The 17173-nt window shown below is 41.9% G+C and carries 12 protein-coding genes; 7 read left to right on the top strand and 5 right to left on the bottom strand.

Going from position 1 to position 17173, the window contains the following annotated elements; translation table 11 throughout:
• The first annotated feature begins 4 nt into the window (after positions 1–4).
• Both IEY03_RS14295 and IEY03_RS14300 read left to right on the top strand, forming a co-directional pair.
• A complete protein-coding gene (locus tag IEY03_RS14295) occupies positions 5–1132 on the top strand; it encodes a TIGR01620 family protein (protein ID WP_188842885.1) in 1128 nt (375 codons plus the stop codon).
• A gap of 138 nt (positions 1133–1270) precedes the next feature.
• Complete coding sequence (locus IEY03_RS14300; protein ID WP_188842887.1) at positions 1271–1603, top strand: ComEA family DNA-binding protein; 333 nt, start codon at positions 1271–1273, stop codon at positions 1601–1603.
• A 242-nt stretch (positions 1604–1845) separates the two neighbouring features.
• Here the strand turns inward: IEY03_RS14300 and IEY03_RS14305 are convergent, their stop codons facing one another.
• Positions 1846–2583: a YciK family oxidoreductase gene (locus tag IEY03_RS14305; RefSeq protein ID WP_188842889.1), complete on the bottom strand. Its 738-nt coding sequence runs from the start codon at positions 2581–2583 to the stop codon at positions 1846–1848.
• Positions 2584–2840: 257 nt separating this feature from the next.
• On the opposite strand from IEY03_RS14305, the gene IEY03_RS14310 reads away from it, so the two are divergent.
• The 3 genes from IEY03_RS14310 to IEY03_RS14320 all read left to right on the top strand — a co-directional run bounded on the left by IEY03_RS14310 (position 2841) and on the right by IEY03_RS14320 (position 7514).
• Positions 2841–5339, top strand: coding sequence for a VolA/Pla-1 family phospholipase (locus IEY03_RS14310; RefSeq protein WP_188842891.1), 2499 nt, complete (start codon positions 2841–2843; stop codon positions 5337–5339).
• Between the two features lie 115 nt (positions 5340–5454).
• Positions 5455–6465, top strand: a complete 1011-nt coding sequence (gene sohB, locus IEY03_RS14315) for a protease SohB (RefSeq protein ID WP_188842893.1) — start codon at positions 5455–5457, stop codon at positions 6463–6465.
• Positions 6466–6473: 8 nt separating this feature from the next.
• Positions 6474–7514 carry a helix-turn-helix domain-containing protein gene (locus IEY03_RS14320; protein WP_188842895.1) on the top strand — a complete coding sequence of 347 codons (1041 nt, stop codon included), beginning with the start codon at positions 6474–6476 and terminating at the stop codon, positions 7512–7514.
• A 190-nt stretch (positions 7515–7704) separates the two neighbouring features.
• Here IEY03_RS14320 and IEY03_RS14325 read toward each other — a convergent pair whose 3' ends face one another.
• The 4 genes from IEY03_RS14325 to IEY03_RS14340 all read right to left on the bottom strand — a co-directional run bounded on the left by IEY03_RS14325 (position 7705) and on the right by IEY03_RS14340 (position 13643).
• The gene (locus tag IEY03_RS14325; RefSeq protein WP_188842897.1) at positions 7705–8928 is read right to left on the bottom strand and encodes an SO2930 family diheme c-type cytochrome; all 1224 of its coding nucleotides are present in this window, start codon (positions 8926–8928) and stop codon (positions 7705–7707) included.
• 62 nt (positions 8929–8990) lie between these two features.
• Complete coding sequence (locus tag IEY03_RS14330) at positions 8991–11636, bottom strand: parallel beta-helix domain-containing protein (RefSeq protein WP_188842899.1); 2646 nt, start codon at positions 11634–11636, stop codon at positions 8991–8993.
• 216 nt (positions 11637–11852) lie between these two features.
• Positions 11853–12920 (bottom strand): DUF3083 family protein, encoded by a 1068-nt coding sequence (locus tag IEY03_RS14335; protein ID WP_188842901.1) that lies wholly within the window; start codon positions 12918–12920, stop codon positions 11853–11855.
• Positions 12921–13085: 165 nt separating this feature from the next.
• Positions 13086–13643, bottom strand: coding sequence for an arylesterase (locus IEY03_RS14340; RefSeq protein WP_229778348.1), 558 nt, complete (start codon positions 13641–13643; stop codon positions 13086–13088).
• Between the two features lie 61 nt (positions 13644–13704).
• Between IEY03_RS14340 and IEY03_RS14345 the strand changes: the two genes are divergently transcribed.
• Together IEY03_RS14345 and IEY03_RS14350 are read left to right on the top strand one after the other, a co-directional pair.
• Positions 13705–14448: an ABC transporter ATP-binding protein gene (locus IEY03_RS14345; protein WP_188842906.1), complete on the top strand. Its 744-nt coding sequence runs from the start codon at positions 13705–13707 to the stop codon at positions 14446–14448.
• The gene (locus tag IEY03_RS14350) at positions 14448–16931 is read left to right on the top strand and encodes an ABC transporter permease (protein ID WP_188842908.1); all 2484 of its coding nucleotides are present in this window, start codon (positions 14448–14450) and stop codon (positions 16929–16931) included. The genes IEY03_RS14345 and IEY03_RS14350 overlap by 1 nt, the downstream gene beginning before the upstream one ends.
• The last annotated feature ends 242 nt before the right edge of the window (positions 16932–17173 follow it).

Here is a 17173-nt window from a genome sequence, read left to right on the forward strand (position 1 = left end):
CATTATGCAAAATCACAATATTAAGCCGGCGCAAGTTTTTTCTGAAGCACAAGGTGCCGATGATAAAACAGTCGCCCCAGAGTGTCCTTTGCCACAGCAGTTAAAACCAGCGCAATCTTTCAATGAAGCTGACTTTATTGATGAGTTGGCACAAGCAACGGTAACATCTGCTGATGATCTTCAATCACAGCTGCCACATAGCGTACTCGATGAAGTGCTAAAAGAATCTAAGCAACCCAAGAGATGGTCATTACTGGCGAAATTATCATTTATTTCAGTGGGACTGTTAATTATTGTTCAGACAGTGACAGGTTTATTGAGTGCTTTTGAGCAAAGCCCGTATTTGTTTGGTTTTTATGCACTTGTGCTAGGTGTATTGACCACTTGGCTAAGCGTTATTGCTATAAAAGAGTGGCGAAAACTTGCAGCACTTAAGCAGGTAACTGCAGATCAAGATACCGCCAACCGTTTAGCTGACAGTATGCAAATTGGTGAAGCTGGACCATTTATTCAGTCATTACTTGAGCATTATCCTGATAGCCAGGCTAAGCGTACATATTTGTCTCAAGTTAGTGCTGAACATAACGATGCTGAAAAAGTGATGCTATTTGATGAGCTGGTATTATCTGAACGAGATGAACTCGCTAAAAAATACGTTAGTCGATTTTCCGCAGAGTCGGCGTTATTGTTAGCCGCTAGCCCATTAGCAGCATTAGATATGGCGTTAATTTTATGGCGAAATCAAGCCATGATTTCAAAAATTGCCAAGGTTTACGGTATCGAGTTGGGTTACTGGAGCCGTATAAAGCTCATTCGTTCAATTATTGTCAATATTATTTATGCAGGTACAGCTGAGGTTGCCACTGATTTAGGCACTCAACTCTTGTCTGTTGAAATGGCAGGCAAGTTATCCGCCAGAGTCGCACAAGGTTTGGGCGGGGGATTACTGACTGCTAGATTAGGTTACCAAGCCATGGCTTTATGTCGGCCAATTAAGTTTAATCAAAAGAATAAACCCAAATTAAGTCAGATCCATCAACACTTGTTGTCTGAGATAAAAGGATTAACTGCAGACGTCATCAATCAGTCCAAAGTGTTAAAATCAGATGGTGAAAAGCAAAAAGTGCGATAAATTAAGGTGATTTTTTTGTAGTTTTTTTAATCAAAGTCTAGTCTTAATATCTATCTCAATGACGAGATAGATTAATGAGCCCCGCCAGGGAATAGGGAAGTCGGCAATTGGCTCTGATTAGGATATAGGAGAATTAAGATGAAATTATCACCTTTTAGTATATGTGCAGTGATGGCGATAGGATTAATGTCATTTGTTCACACCAACTTATATGCAGCGCAAGAAACACAGGTAAAACAAGTTAGTCCCAAAGCGATGGAAACGACATCTGATATCACATCTAAAGTGAATATTAACAAAGCTGATTTAGCTGAATTACAATCATTAAAAGGGATCGGTGAAGCTAAAGCGAAATCTATCATCGAATATCGAAATAAAAATGGTCAATTTAAAGATGTAAAACAGCTAATGGAAGTCAGTGGCATTGGTGAGAAGTTATTAGAGCAAAATGCAGATAGATTGGAAATTTAACCTTGGTTTACCTCAACTAGGGTGAAAAGATGAATAAACGACTTTTCAATAAGGAGTGCTCAAGTTCTGACTGCAAAAAAATGTGGGTTACGCAGTTAGCAAAAGCTAACTTGTTGCAAGTCAGTTTATTCGTGTTTGTCTTATTAAGATCTGTTTCAAATAAATTAATTATCCTCAAAAGAGGTTACTCGTTAGATTAAAAAAGGAAGCATCTGCTTCCTTTTTCATTAAACGTTTTTGAGTTATTGCGCGTTTAAAGCCTGGCCGTTGGTACTGATAGAGTCATCACCCATTAAAAACAAGTAGGTTGGCATAATATCAGCAGGCGACTTTAATGATTGCGGATCTTCAGCTGGATAAGCTTTTGCGCGCATTTCGGTTTGTGTCGCGCCAGGGTTAATACTGTTTACCCGAACATTTGTGTTATCGCACTCATCAGCAAGTACTTGCATCATGCCTTCGGTGGCAAATTTAGAAAATGCATAAGGACCCCAATAAGCACGACCTTTTCTACCTACGCCACTAGAGGTGAAGATGATTGAAGCGTTTGCCGCTTTACGCATAACCGGTAATAAGGCTTTTGTTAAAATAGCCTGTGATGTGACATTCACTTTCATAATTTCTTCAAGCGAAGCCAAATCAATGTGCTCAAAAGGACCCAGAGCACCTAATTGTGAAGCATTGTGTAATAACCCATCTAGTTGCCCAAATTGCTCAGCAATGGTTTCAGCCATATCGACATAGTTTTGTTCTGTCGCACCTTTTAGATCTAATGGCACAATAGCGGGTTTCGGCGCACCTAAAGCCACGATATCATCATAGACTTTTTCAAGTTTTTTAACGGTTTTTCCCAATAAAATAACAGTCGCACCATGCTGCGCGTAAGCTAACGCTGCAGCGCGACCAATGCCATCACCTGCGCCAGTGACTAATATTGTTTTATTATTAAGCAAATCTTTTCTAGCTTGATATTCCAACATGATTCATTAATTCCTTGGGACACAACTGCCCGTCAAATCTACAATCGAACAAAAGGTAAACGACTGTTTTAAACAAATGACTGATATTTGTATGCTAAACAGTCAACAGGGTGTAATAAACTTGTAGCTAACTCTATAATTTTACGTTAACTTGAAACTAGCTAAGGGCTAAAATAAGTCCTTATGGTCATGATTGGACTATTGTGACCAATTTTTGGGGAAAACAAAATTATTACAACAAGATTTGGGGAAAAAAGATGAAAAGACTCATTTTGGGTGTTGCTATTGCATCTGCTCTAGGGCTAACAGGTTGTTCGGAAGAAAGCTTTAATGAAGCTAAAGAAAGTGCCACTCCTTTAGTGCCTGTGTCTCATATGCAGTTTGATCCTGCCAATGGCAAACTTCCATTACCAAACGATTTACTCTTTAGCGGTACCACTGATGGTACGTTAAATATTCCTGGTGAAAATGGTATTGATTATGTTAATCCTCAATTAGCCTTGGGGGCACTTGATGGTTGGTCAACCACTTCGCCTATTACTGTTACCGTAGAATTAGCCAAAGATACCGACGGTACTATGCTTACTCTTGATGCTGCATCAGTGTTTCAACCTGGCGCAGTGAGAGTCTTTGAAGCTACTGTCGGCGGCGCATTATCCAGTGACCCTGAATGTAAGGCTGCAGCATCTGTCTCAGCATGTAAGGTCGGCAACGAGCTTACCTTCGGCGTCGACTTTGTTTCTAAAGCTTCAGGTAATAAAGTGGCTATTGTGCCACTTAAACCCCTTAAAGCGGGTCAATCATATCTTTATGCAACAACTGATCTTATTCAGGACTCATTGGGTCGTGGTATTGCACCATCAACCACTTATGGTTTGTTAAAGTTAGATATTGACGTAAACCCTCTAGAAACGGCTGCGCAGTTACAGCTTCAAGGATTAGTGAATAGCTATGAAAAAGGCATGGCGGCAGAACATGGTGTTGACCCTGCATCAATCAGTTTCTCTGGCTTGTTTACGACTCAATCAGTAAAAGATGTATATGAAACAACTAAATTACTGATGGCGGGTAAAGATCCTTACAAGCCATCATTTGTGCAAACTCCGACGCCAATGCCAAATGGTGCTGGTGGTGTTGTTACTGTTGCCCAAGCGGCCGGATTAACGCCAGCAGACGGCGCTGCATATGTGGTGTCAAGTTTAGCCGATGTCTATACCGCAGCAATTAAAGTTCCAATTTATGGTAGCTGTTCATCAACGGGTTGCTTAAGTCCTGAGTTTGAGCCATTAATCAATGGTCGCTGGTTTGCTCAAGGTGATAGCCCAGTATCAGTGTTATTGGCGCTTCAGTCAGGCAAGTTAGGCCAAGCAAACTTTGCTCAACAAGCTATTGGTTTTGGCATTGACCCAAGTGCCGCGCTTGCTAATCCAGCGTTACTAGCCGGTTATCCTTGGAAGTTAGATGACGGCACAAGTGCTGATCCGACTAAACATTTAACTAAGTTTAACCCGATTCCAAAAATCATGAGTTATGAAACGGTTCCTGTATTGATTGCTATGCCTAATGCTCAAAAAGTAGCAGCATTCCAAGCAACTCAAGGTTTGAACTTTATTCCGCCAACCAATGGCTGGCCAACCAACATTGCTTTGCATGGTCTAGGTGGTGGTAAAGAGATGGCGTTAGCTTATGCTGGCTCTTATGCTGCGATGGGGATTGCAACGATTGCGATTGATATGCCATTGCATGGCGCACGTTCATTTGGCAACGATGGTACTGGAGCATATATTATTTCAGCTACTGATCCAGCTTATGGTGCGGTAGTAGGTGATACCAATAAATTTAAAAATGGTAATCCATTAGTATTTGTCAACATTGCAAGCACATTATCGGTGCGTGATAACTTCCGCCAGGCGACAATGGACCATTTAGCCTTGCGTTTGTTATTAACGGGTATGTACTCGCAAATTGCACAAGCGGGCGGTCAGCAAGTATTTGACATCAGTAAAATCAGTGCTCAGGGATTAAGCTTAGGCGGTATTGTTGGAACAACATTCTCTACCTATGCCAGTTCAGGTTTAGTTGACCCTGCATCAGGTACTCAATTACCTAATGCTTATGGTTTAACGGCTTCATCGTTAGTGGCTCCAGCGGGTGGTTTAGCGGGTGCCTTTGCTGGTTCAGCAACTTTTGGTCCAGTATTGTTTGATAACATAAGTAAGTCAGACACTTTCATGGCTTTGGTTAATGCTGCTAATAAGGTTCCTGGTTATGAAGAGGGAACCCCTGAGTACGACGCGCTGGTGCAAGCTGTTTATGCTGAGTTTTTACCGACTTTCGCCTTTGCGGTGCAAACGGCAGTTGATAGTGCAGATCCTGTGAACCACGGTGCTAAGTTAGCGGCAACAGGCTTACCTGTTCACTTAATCGAAGTGGTTGGTGATGGCGCGGGTAACTTACCAGACCAAACATTACCTAATTCGGTGGAAGGTTTCCCACTATCAGGTACTGAGCCATTGATCTCATCATTAAAATTAGCCTGTGTTGACTCAACTGCAGCGGGTTCTGGTGCAGTAAGATTCTCTAAAGGACATCACAGTTCGATTGTTAGCCCAAGAGAAACTTCGGCAACTGATGGCATGGCTGCACAAGCGACTGCTGAAATGCAATCGCAGGTGGCAATGTTTGCTCGCTCTGCGGCTTTAGGTAGTGCGACAGTTGTGGTATCCGATAGCGATGTGATCCAAAGTTGTAACTAATCATAACAATTTAATGTTCTAATTGTTTAAGAACCCAGCATAAGCTGGGTTTTTTATTGTTTGCTTATCAATGGATATTGGTAAACTAAGTTATTATTTTTTTGCGGAGTGAATTTTGGACTTTTTAATTGAATACGGTATGTTTCTCGCTAAAGCGGTAACCATAGTTATTGCGATTGTGGCAGTGGTGATTGTGGTTGTAGCCAGTGGCATGAAAAATAAAACAGATAAAGGCGAGCTTAAGCTTACTGATTTAACGGATGAGCTAAAGCAATTAAAGCATGATTTAAAGCATGAGATTTTGTCTAAAAAGCAGCTGAAAGCTTATGAAAAGGAAGTCAAAGCAGCAGAAAAAATCGCAGAGAAAGAAGACAAATCACCTAGTAAAGTGTATGTCATCGATTTTAAAGGCAGTATTGATGCTGGTGAAGTGGCATCTTTACGTGAAGAAATTACCGCTATTTTAACGATTGCAGAAAAAGGCGATCAAGTGTTGATCAATGTAGAAAGTGGTGGTGGAATGGTGCATGGCTATGGTCTCGCGTCAAGCCAACTAGATCGTCTGCGTCAAGCCGATATTCCTTTTACTGTATGTATTGACAAAGTTGCCGCCAGTGGTGGCTACATGATGGCCTGTGTTGCTAATAAGATTATTGCCGCGCCCTTTGCCATTGTTGGCTCTATTGGTGTGGTTGCCCAATTGCCCAACTTTAGCCGTTTACTGAAAAAGCATGAAATCGATTATGAACAACATACTGCAGGTAATTTCAAGCGCACCTTAACCGTGTTTGGTGAAAACACCGATGAGGGGCGTGAAAAGTTCCAACAAGAGTTAGAAGAAACCCACGTGCTATTTAAGCAATTTGTTAGTCATTATCGCCCTGAGCTAGATTTAGAAAAAGTGGCAACCGGTGAACACTGGTATGGTAAACAGGCTCTTGATTTGGGCTTGGTAGATGAAATTGCCACCAGTGATGATGTGGTGCTTTCATTGGCCAAAGAGCATCAAGTTTTTAAATTGAAATACCAAATGAGAAAAAAACTGGCTGATAAAATAGCCCATGGAGCATCACTTTCGGTATCGAGTGTCGTTAACAAACTGGCTGAGTTTAATCGGGTGCTCTAAGGTCAAATATGCTTAAACAAGGCGGCTATAACCCAAACCTCATGGTCGGAGATCAATGTTACCCGGCCTTTGAATTACGCAATTTGTTACTGTTCATCCAGCAAGAGCTAGGTGATGGCTTGGTGCAAACCATTTGCCAACAAATTGGGGTAGGAATGGTTGAATTAGCCGCTAGTCAATTTGTTTATGTATGGCAGGTCGATTTTGCGTTAGAGTCACTTCGCATGCATAGCTCCCATGACATGGGGGCTAAGTTAGGTGCAAGTTATCAAGTCGAAAGCTTAGATGTGTTAATACCGTATCTAGATCAATTTGACACCTTGGGTGATTGCTTACAGTTTGTCGTTAAGAATCCTGAGTTAGTCGGCAGTTTTACTGATAGTCTTATTCGAGCCGATGGTAATAAATTATGGGTTCGTTGGCTAAATACGGGCAAAGCAGACATTACAAAGTATTCATTTCAGTTTCAGCATAGCATTTGTTCATTAATTGGTTTAGCACGGCAATTAGCGGGCAAGCACATTGTGGTAAGTGATATACATTTAGCTGAGTTTCAGCAAGATAGTGGTGTTGATAACAAACATTTTTTGGCTGATTTTACCGGTGCAAATGTGTGCTATGAACAAAATTATTTTGAATGGAGCATTGAAATTGATTGGTTATCACTGCCGATAAACTATGCGTTTAACCCGCAAAATTCGACTAATCAACGTCCGCATACACCTTCTTTGATTGAAGCGGTTTTACAACAATTACGTCGTTCCATGCCTGAGGTGCCAACCTTGCTGGAAATGGCAGAAATGATGCACATGAGTGATCGAAGCTTACGCCGAAAGCTAGCTTCTGCAGGCAGTAGTTATCAAAAATTAGTCGATCAGGTGCGATGCCAATTAGCAATAAAAATGATTTTGTCAGATAAAATGCATGCTGAGGATATTGCTGACATCATGGGATACAGTGATGTTAGCCATTTTAGGCAAAGCTTTAAACATTGGTTAGGTTACCCTCCAGGATATTTTTTACGTCAAAACGTATCCGATAAGTCTTAATTTCAGTTGTATCATAGATAATGGATGCATTTATATCCCGTGCTGAGGTTCATTACCGTGTAAAACTCATATTAAAATTGCGCAGTAAGTTTGCGTCAGCTTTCTCCTAATGACTTAAATTCGTAGACACAAACAAACCCTCACAAGGGTCAGATTTGTTCATATCCATCTGGATTTTCAGTTTTAATGCTTATTGGCAATTTCCTAAGCTAGGGGGCAATGAGTCAATCCAGCGCTTAATCAACGCAGCACCTTCTTCATGAATTACCTCGCGGCCAATAGGCGGCATTCTATCTTTGGGCGAAGATAATACCTGCCTTTCATGAATTATCGAACGCTCACCATTGCCGGGCACTATGTCGTAAGCTAGGCCATTGGGGCCACCATCCCATCCTGGTGGCTGTTTGCAAATACCATATTCAAAGGTGGTGTGGTCAACATCAAAGCTTAATCTCAGGCCTGAAATACTGGCAAAACCTTGTGGGTTATGGCAATGGGCACAGTTGATGTCTAAATAGCCTTTTGCGCGTGCGGTTAAATCTTTGCTATTTTCGTTAAGCGCAAATGATTGCGGTGCGTCAGTTAAGTTTAGTTGTTGTAGCCATCCTTTATTTTCAAATAGTTGTAGTTGATTAACCTCTTGGCCGCTAGCAAGCTTAATATTTCTATTTAGCGCATATGCTTTCAGGCCTATGGGCTTTATTTGACTGGTTTGGGGTGATGTCACTTGATGGCATATTTTGCATTCAGCCTTACTTGGGATGTGATATTCAAATTGAATGACCTCACCCTGATTATTCATTTGGTGTTCAATATTGGCACCTGCAATCAGTAATGTGGCTTGTTGATTTTTCCACTGATATGTCAATGCCGTCCAGCCGGTTTCTCTGTGGATTAGTAGCCGTGTTTCTATCAATATCTCGTTTTCACTGCCACTTAGACTTGTGTCGTACGGAAGGGCAAAGGTTTTCACTAACACAGAGCCTACAGGTGGTGTCATACGTTCATTGGCTTGGTAATTGAATGACAGTCCCTGTGGAATAAACAAAAATCGGTATTTACTGGCATAGTTAGAAAAAAGTTCAGTAGATAACTGATATAAATGTCCCGGTGTTCTTGGGGATGCTGTTGGCACGCTGGGGTCGATAAACAGACTGTAGTCGGCTAAATCATCACAATCTTTATTCATTAATGCTTGCCAATTTACTTCAGTGGTTTGACTTTTACACACATCATCTGTGGTGGGTGGATTGATAATGGGAGGCGAAACCACTGGCGGAATATCTGTTACGGGTGGTGAATTAGTGTCACTGTTTCCACCACAACCACTAAAACAGCTTAAAAATATCAACACAAGTATCCAAAGATAATGGCCAGTGTTTAAAGATGCGCAGGGTGAGTTAGGTATTGCCATATGATCCTCCACATAACAAAGCCGGGTTTCCCCGGCTTTGTGTCAGTCATAAAATGTGTTATTTAAGAACAGCTTGCGGCAGGTAAGCGTTTAATCCACTCGCTGATCAATGCAACCCCTTCTTGATGGGACAAGCTTCGACCAATTTCAGGCATACGATCACCTGGATTGTTGCTTTCCATGCGGAAGTGAAGAATAGATTCCGCAGGCTTGCCTGGAACCACATCAAAACCTAAATTGCCACCACCATAAGCTACAGGTGATTTACAAGTACCATGCGAGAATCCCGCATCGTCAGTATAGGCTCGCCAGTATTCAAGCTTTAAGCCTGTGTTTGACGCATTGCCTTCAGGACGATGACAGTGGGCACAGTTAATATCTAAATAGCCTTTTGCGGCTTGCATTAATTGTGTATCTGTCATGTTGGTAATACTGCTTTCATCACCATCTTGATATTGAGGCACACTGTCAACCTGAGTTAAATCAGGGACGCCTTGTAAAATACCGGCGGCTTGCCATTTAGATAATTGGTTCATTGTGCCATCAGCGTAAGCGTAATCACGATTTAAATGACGTGCTTTAGGGCCGATAGGAACAAACACTGCGTTACTGTCAGAATCGGCTTTAAATTGGTGACATTGTTTACACTGGTTCATGCTAGGCACAACATAATCAAAGTTTAAATCTTCTCCTTTATGGGTGATTTTTTTACCTTGAATAGCACCAGCTTTAGCAAGAACTGCATCAGACTTGTCTGATTTCCACACATAAGGTAAGGCACTCCAACCTGTTGCACGATGAATTAATAATCGTGTTTCGACTAAATCTTCATTGGCAAAACCACGATTATTGGTATTATCAGGTAATGCGAAGGTCTTAGTAATGACGCTACCTACGGGGAAGTCGAATGACTCATTTGCGCTGTAATCAGCTTTGGTTCCCTCTGGCACATAGACAAAGCGATACTTGCTGGCATGATCAGTAAATAACGGAGTATTTAAATCATAGGGTAAGCCACCTGAGTTAGCTGCCGCCGTTGGATTTTTCATGTCCGCAAATAAGTTGTAATCAGATAGGTTAGGGCAGTTTGCTTTAAGCAGCGCATCCCAATTAACGTTACTTCCCTTAGCTTCACAAAGGCTTAAATCACCATCACCCACTAAACCGCCTTCACCTTCGCCAATCGTTCCCCCTCCGCCAACTAAGGTACCGCCATCACAACCCGCAGTATCATCATCGACACCACAACCAAAGATCTCATCACCAAAGGTCACCGTATGAACCGGTAAGCTAACCTGCGAACAGGCTAATAAATCAGTTTGTGGCGCTTGATAAAGGGTGTCCGGAATGTTCATGTCACTGTTGGAGTTTGCAAATAAGCGGCCTACACTGACATCGCCATTATTAGTGATACACACGTTATCGCTGCCATCCGTTGCAAAGGGTAACTCTTGTAAACCAAGGTAAGCCGCGGTGCCATTATTTGATAGTGCTTCTCCTAAGCCATCATACAAAATGCCTGGTAATTTTCCGTGGGTGAGTACATAGGCTTTGATAATATCATCTATCAGATAACCTTTTGGTTTTGAGCCGTAATCAGTAATGAGGTTATCGTGAATGTGAATATTACGTGGGGTTGGGCGCCAGCCATCACTAATGGCTTGTCCTGGTTGACCGTAGTTACCGACAAAACTACTAATATCAGGTTCAGCAATGAAGAAACTGGTGACAGTTAGCCCCAGTGTATCGTGATTAGTGATTTCATTATTAAACACTTCAACATTGTCAGTGGATAAAATAATCACCCCAGTACCCGGCGGAACAATATGTACACCTGCAGGATTAGATGAAGCATTAGCAAAGTTTAAGGTGTTGTTATCATGTACTTTGTTATTAAATACACGCACGCTAGATCCGTATCTGTGATTGTTGATCGGTAAGTCGAACACTAAAATACCGCCCGTATTACCTACAGCTTCATTGTCATAGACATCAGCGTATTTAGAGTTTTCAATTTCGATACCGGCTACGTTCTCTTTGGCAATGTTACGACGTACCACAATGTATTCAGACTGGCCGACATAAATACCGGCATCGGCGCTGCCACGCACATAGGTATCTTCAATGAGAATGTTCTCACACTCAACCGGATATAACCCATAAGCGCCATTATCCTGGTCCAGTTCGCCTTCCCAAATAGTGGCTAAGCGACGCAAAATAATTCCATTGGTATTTTTAAGTTTTATGCCATTATTTTTAGCTTCGTTAACCGACAAATCTTGGATGATAATGTTCACTGCATTTTGAACGAATATACCGTCACCTGAGTTAGCTTCTGAGAAGTCTAAGATGGTTTCATTCATGCCATAACCCATGATGGTGACATTTTTAGCAAAGGTGCCATCACCATCAACGTCGCCATCAAATAGTAATGTGGATTGGATTTTAAAGTTACCTTTGGGCAGTACGATGACGTCACCCGATTGCGCATTAATTAACGCTTCTTGAATACTAATACTCAGGTTGTCACCCGCCTCAACCATAATGGCACCTTCAGGGAAGGTTGGCCCGGTTTCTGTTGGCGGTTGAACGACTGGTGGGGTGATATTTACTGTTGTATCGTCATCAGAACCACAACCGGTAAGCCCAATACCTACGGCTGTAGCGACTAATGTTGGCATCAGCCAAGGCAATTTCTTGTTGAACATAGCATCTCCTGCTTTTTATTATTTATATTGGTTTGATTGAGCAAACCACTACGGTTTTCCGTATGCTGTTCAACATGCCTTGTTTGTGGATTGTTAATCAATGTGAAATCTGGCCACAATTTTGTAACATGTTCTTTTTTAGCTTTAAAAATAAAAACGGTAGCCTAAGCTACCGTTTGAAACGCATGTCTAACGTTTTGATAAAAATATTGTTATTTAAGCCTTGTAACTTAAATGCTGATGGAAACGTAAAATTACATCAATGTGTTCTTTGTCGATATCAAATTCATTGGTGAAGCTGCGAATGGCATCTTCAACTTGGTTCATGAAACGACCAAAGCCTTCATCATTCGAGTCATTTTTACCAGCAACGATAACAAAGCGTAAAGCTTCAACTAACTTATCATCTTCCCAATGTAGAATTGGCGCTGGGGCCTGTGCATTTGGATCAAAACCGACCATTTGGAATTCAGCAGTGCTGTTTAAACGTTCAAATTTACTGTTACGCACTAAAGGCACCTTGCCGTTAGCCACCATGGCCACGCGTAAAAGTTGACGTTCTTTGGTTGCGGCAATAAATTTGTCGGCAACATTTTGATAGCTAGGACCAAAGTTAGTGGTGTTTTCAGACAATAATTGCTTTTTGATACGACGACCAACAGGGATGCTTACCGTAACATAATTCAGCGTGCTGACATCTTCTGGCAGGTTACATTCACGACGTTTATAGCGGTTATCAACTGCACGTAATTTATAGCCATAGGTTTCTTTAATGCCTTTGTTTTTGGCGAAGAAATCATATGAAATGTGTTGATGATCGCGTACTTTCATTTGGATATCAGCAATAGGCAATAAAGGCTTAATTTCAGCCATGAATTTTTGCACATTTGCGTGGAAAGTGGCGGAGTTACTGCGTAATTCACTGCCTGTCGCTAGGAATACAATCTTGAGTTTTTTCGCTCGATAGCCACTGATGCTGTGTAAACGGTTTGCTTCATGGTGGGCAGGATTATAGAAAAAACGCAGTTGTTCTTCGGTAGATAAGCAATAGGCTTCACTATGGAAACGTACCATAGGTAGTTTATCTGTTGCGATAACGTGGACATTGAATAAGTCATGTTTCTCAGCTACTTGATATACAAGTTTGCTAAATTCATAATAGCAATTTTCGAGATCTGTATAGCTAGCTAAAAAGGCATCTGTAAGTGGGAATCCTACCGAGATGTATTGGTTTTTACGTGTTGCTGTAGGTAGGTATACTTTTTTTTGACGACTGACGGACATAATTTTTCCTTTTAGTCTTACATTAAGTCTTGTTATAAGTTGTGTTTTTAATCTTTAGTTTATTGGTTAAACGTGTCTACTATTCCTTGTCATCATATTCTAAAGGTTAAAGCTTAAAATAAAATGACTTTTTTACGGTTTTATGCTGAATAAATTTTACCTAGATCACTTTTTTAACCCATCAATGATCCAGGGTTTCATCCATTGCGTAATGATTGGCTGAGCCTCAACATTAGGGTGAATTCCGTCACTTTGCATTAACGATGGTTTTGGCGCTATGTCTTGCATGAAAAATGGGATCAGTGGAATGTTGTAACTGTCGGCTAATTCATAAAAGACGTCATTAAACATCTTGCTATAACGAGGTCCATAATTAGGGGGGACCATCACTTCGGTGAGCAACACTTTTGCATCAGTTTGCTGTGAGGCTTCAATGATTTTTGTAAGATTTGATTTCAATTGAGCGGGGGGGAAACCTCGTAGCCCATCATTACCTCCGAGCTCAATGACGACTAAATCAAATTGGCTAGATGCGAGTAAATCCGCGATACGTCTAGCTCCGCCAGCCGATGTTTCACCACTAACCGAGCCATTTATTATGGTGTGCTGAGGGAGCTCATTGCGTAACAATTGTACCCAACCTTGTTCTTCTTCCATACCATATCCTGCACTTAAGCTATCACCTAGTATCAAAATCGTGGCAGCATAGCTGGAAGAAGAAATTGATAAAACAACAATTAACGTAGCAAGACTGCGCTTAATCGCTAATGTTAAGAAGGATCCTATGTCAAATTTTGCTAAAGACTCTAGTGCCATTACAGTAACTAACCTCATAAAAACAGTGGTAACTCAAGAAGGTGAGCTTACTATCCTCAAGGGCATCAACATGGATGTCAAGCAAGGAGACAGTGTTGCAATTTTAGGACCGTCAGGATCTGGCAAGTCAACGTTACTCGGGCTGCTTGCCGCACTTGATACGCCTACATCGGGTGAAATTTTATTAGCTGGCTCGGCGTTGTCTGGTCTCAATGAAGAGCAAAAAGCAGCGCTGCGAAAAAAGAAAGTCAGCTTCATTTTTCAATCATTTATGTTAGTTGATACTTTAACAGCCCTCGAGAATGTCATGTTGCCTGCTGAATTAGCGGGTGTGAAAGATGCCAAGCTAAAAGCACAAAATATGCTTGAACGTGTTGGGTTAAGTCATAGATTAACCCATTTACCTAAGCAATTATCTGGTGGTGAGCAACAAAGAGTGGCCATTGCGCGCGCCTTTATTTGTGAGCCTAAGGTACTTTTTGCCGACGAGCCAACAGGTAATTTAGACAGTGTAAATGGCGATAAAATTGCCGATATGCTGTTTGCGTTAAACCAAGAAAGCGACACCACACTCATTTTAGTTACCCATGACTTACAATTGGCAAAACGTTGCAAACGCCAGTTCGTGATGGACAGTGGTCAACTTACCGAAGCCAAAAATAGCCAAGCGCATAGCGTTAAGCAACCCTTATTGGCAGAGGAGATGAGTTAATGGAGTGGCAATTAGCATGGCGCCTTTTTAAACGAGAATTAGCTCAGGGCCAGTTACTGCTCATTGTATTAGCTATTACCCTTGCCGTGTTATCGGTTAGCGGGTTAGCGCGAGTCAGTGAGCGCTTACAAGTTGCGATTAACGGAGAGGCAGCAACCTTTATTGCAGCAGATCGTATCATCAATTCCCCTGTGGTGGTTGATCCTAAAGTATTGACCATTGCCGATGAGTTAAGCCTTAAACATGTTACTAATATGCAATTTAACTCTATGGTTTATGCCGGAGATAAGTTTCAATTAGTGACCATTAAAGCGGTTGGAGAGGCTTACCCGTTAAAAGGGAAAATTGAATTATCGAGCGGGGAGGCGTCTGCATTACCTTCCCAAGGCGAAGCTTGGTATGAAAATCGTTTGGGCGGGTTGTTAGGTTATCCAGAGTCATTAGAATTAGGTAATAGCATTTTAACCTTATCGGCTGAAATTAGCCGATTACCTGACGGCGGTTTTAATCCCTTTGCATCGGCGCCTGTGTTACTCATGCGCCTTGATGATGTTAACGCAACCGGCATTATTCAACCTGGTAGCCGGGTCAGTTATATTTATCAATTCACTGGTGATGTAGATGCGCTAGCCGCGTTTGAACAACAAGTTAAGCCTTTGCTCAATAATAGTCAGCGATGGGTAGATGTTCAGTCAGGTGATTCGCCGATTGCATCCGCGGTAAAACGCGCGGAACGCTTTTTATTATTAGCCAGTCTACTGGGTATCGCTTTAGCCTGCGCCGCAATTGGTATTGCTGCCCAGCGTTATTGCCAGCGCCATTATGATGTGGTGGCCATGCTAAAAACCTTTGGCGCATCAGCTAAGCAAATTCGTTTACTGTTTGGTTTGCATTTGATGCTGGTGACCTTACTTGGCATTGTGCTGGGATTATTAGGTGGTTTAGTACTTGATTTAACCATAACCCAATTTTTACCGCCCGAAATCGCGGCTTATTCGCCACCGTATTTACGCCCCTTTTTACTGGGAATGTCGACCGGGTTAATCAGTGCCTTTATGTTTTCGGCATATCCACTCATGCGCTTATTAGCGATTCCACCTTTACGGGTATTGCAGCGTCAACTGGAAGGTTTACAGCTGGGTATGTGGCTGCATTTGATGCTCAGTTTGGCTGCTATGGCATTGTTGGGCTATCTATATTCAAGAAGCATAGCGTTAACCATGACAGTGGTACTTACCGTATTATTGCTGGGGTTATTACTGAGTATTCTTGGGTTTGTGATGATCCGTATGGGTCACAGTGTTGGCATGAAAACCACCAATCCATTGCAGTTAGCCTTAGCTGGGCTTCGCCGTAGAGCAAGACAAAATGCGGTTCAGTTAGTTGGCTTTAGTAGCGCACTGGTATTACTGTTAACCATATTGGCTTTGCGCCAAGATTTACTCAATGAGTGGCAAAAACAGTTACCCGAAGATGCACCTAACTACTTTTTGGTTAATATTGCCCCTGAAGATACCCAACCTTTGCAGCAATTTTTGGACCTACACCAAATTGCAGCAACCGAAATATATCCGGTTATCCGTGGACGCTTAACCCACATCAATGGCGAGGAGTTAATCTCAGGTGAGCAGCAAGATGCGGGCATGGCTGGTCGGGTAGGGATTTCTCGCGAGTTAAACTTAACCTATCGTGATACTTTGCCGCCAAATAATCCGGTTGTAGAGGGGACATTTAATCAGGCTGATGATGAAGTCTCGGTTGAGTCAGGTGTCGCTGAGCGGCTTGGGTTAGCGTTAAATGACACCATGACCTTCAATATAGATAATCAGTCATTTACGGTTAAAGCTACCAGTATCAGAAATGTGCAATGGGAAACGTTACAGCCTAACTTTTTCATGATTTTTAGACCTAACGCCCTTGAGAAGTTTAATTACACTTCCATGGCCAGTTTTCATTTAGATGATGACAAGCTTAAAGCGGCGGGTAGCCCATTGAGTGCAAATGCGGTAGTACTGCAATTAATTCAACAATTTCCGACTATTTCAGTAATTGATGTGGGGGCTATGGTTGAGCAATTAAGACAAATTATTGATCAAGTGTCTTTATCGCTCAGTTTAGTTTTGGCGCTTGTGCTTCTGGCCAGTGCGTTGGTGTTAATTGCCCAAACTGAAGCGGGTATGGCAACAAGGCAACGCGAGCTGGCGGTGCTACGAACCTTCGGCGCATCCGGTTGGTTGTTACGTTCTGCAACTGGATTAGAGTTTGCATTACTTGGCGCCATTGCTGGGTTATTAGCGGTCATCGTGGCAGAGTTTGCACTTTATATGCTTAAAACTCAGGTGTTTGAATTAGTTGTTTATATGCACTGGCCTTGGTGGATAATCGCGCCATTATCAGGCGCTGCAGTGGTGTCAATATTAGGCATGTGGCGTTGCCGACAATTATTAAATCAGTCTTGCAGTGATTTGTTAAAAGCAGGATAAAGCAATATCAGGGAGATACTTTTATCTTCCTGATTTTTAATGATCATGTGGTTTGGTTAGCGTTAAGGCTATTGAGTATTTGGTGGTTATATGTTGTTGGAGTTAAACCATTTGCCTGTTTAGTTAGCCATTTGCCTAAAGAGTTAAATGTCCCTTGTCTATGTCAGTGAACGCTGCACTAGGCTGTGGTGAACTAGCTACAAAAATGCCTCACCCGCTATGTTATCGCGACTTTAACAAGT

The sequence above is a fragment of the Shewanella aestuarii genome, assembly GCF_014647215.1.
Lineage (GTDB): Bacteria > Pseudomonadota > Gammaproteobacteria > Enterobacterales > Shewanellaceae > Shewanella > Shewanella aestuarii.

Bases quoted from the DNA above. Each gene is read 5' to 3' on its own strand.
- IEY03_RS14295 (WP_188842885.1), top strand. From the start codon at position 5: ATGCAAAATCACAATATTAAGCCGGCGCAAGTTTTTTCTGAAGCACAA.
- IEY03_RS14300 (WP_188842887.1), top strand. From the start codon at position 1,271: ATGAAATTATCACCTTTTAGTATATGTGCAGTGATGGCGATAGGATTA.
- IEY03_RS14335 (WP_188842901.1), bottom strand. From the start codon at position 12,920: ATGTCCGTCAGTCGTCAAAAAAAAGTATACCTACCTACAGCAACACGT.
- IEY03_RS14320 (WP_188842895.1), top strand. From the start codon at position 6,474: ATGCTTAAACAAGGCGGCTATAACCCAAACCTCATGGTCGGAGATCAA.
- IEY03_RS14330 (WP_188842899.1), bottom strand. From the start codon at position 11,636: ATGTTCAACAAGAAATTGCCTTGGCTGATGCCAACATTAGTCGCTACA.
- IEY03_RS14345 (WP_188842906.1), top strand. From the start codon at position 13,705: ATGTCAAATTTTGCTAAAGACTCTAGTGCCATTACAGTAACTAACCTC.
- IEY03_RS14325 (WP_188842897.1), bottom strand. From the start codon at position 8,928: ATGGCAATACCTAACTCACCCTGCGCATCTTTAAACACTGGCCATTAT.
- IEY03_RS14350 (WP_188842908.1), top strand. From the start codon at position 14,448: ATGGAGTGGCAATTAGCATGGCGCCTTTTTAAACGAGAATTAGCTCAG.
- IEY03_RS14305 (WP_188842889.1), bottom strand. From the start codon at position 2,583: ATGTTGGAATATCAAGCTAGAAAAGATTTGCTTAATAATAAAACAATA.
- IEY03_RS14310 (WP_188842891.1), top strand. From the start codon at position 2,841: ATGAAAAGACTCATTTTGGGTGTTGCTATTGCATCTGCTCTAGGGCTA.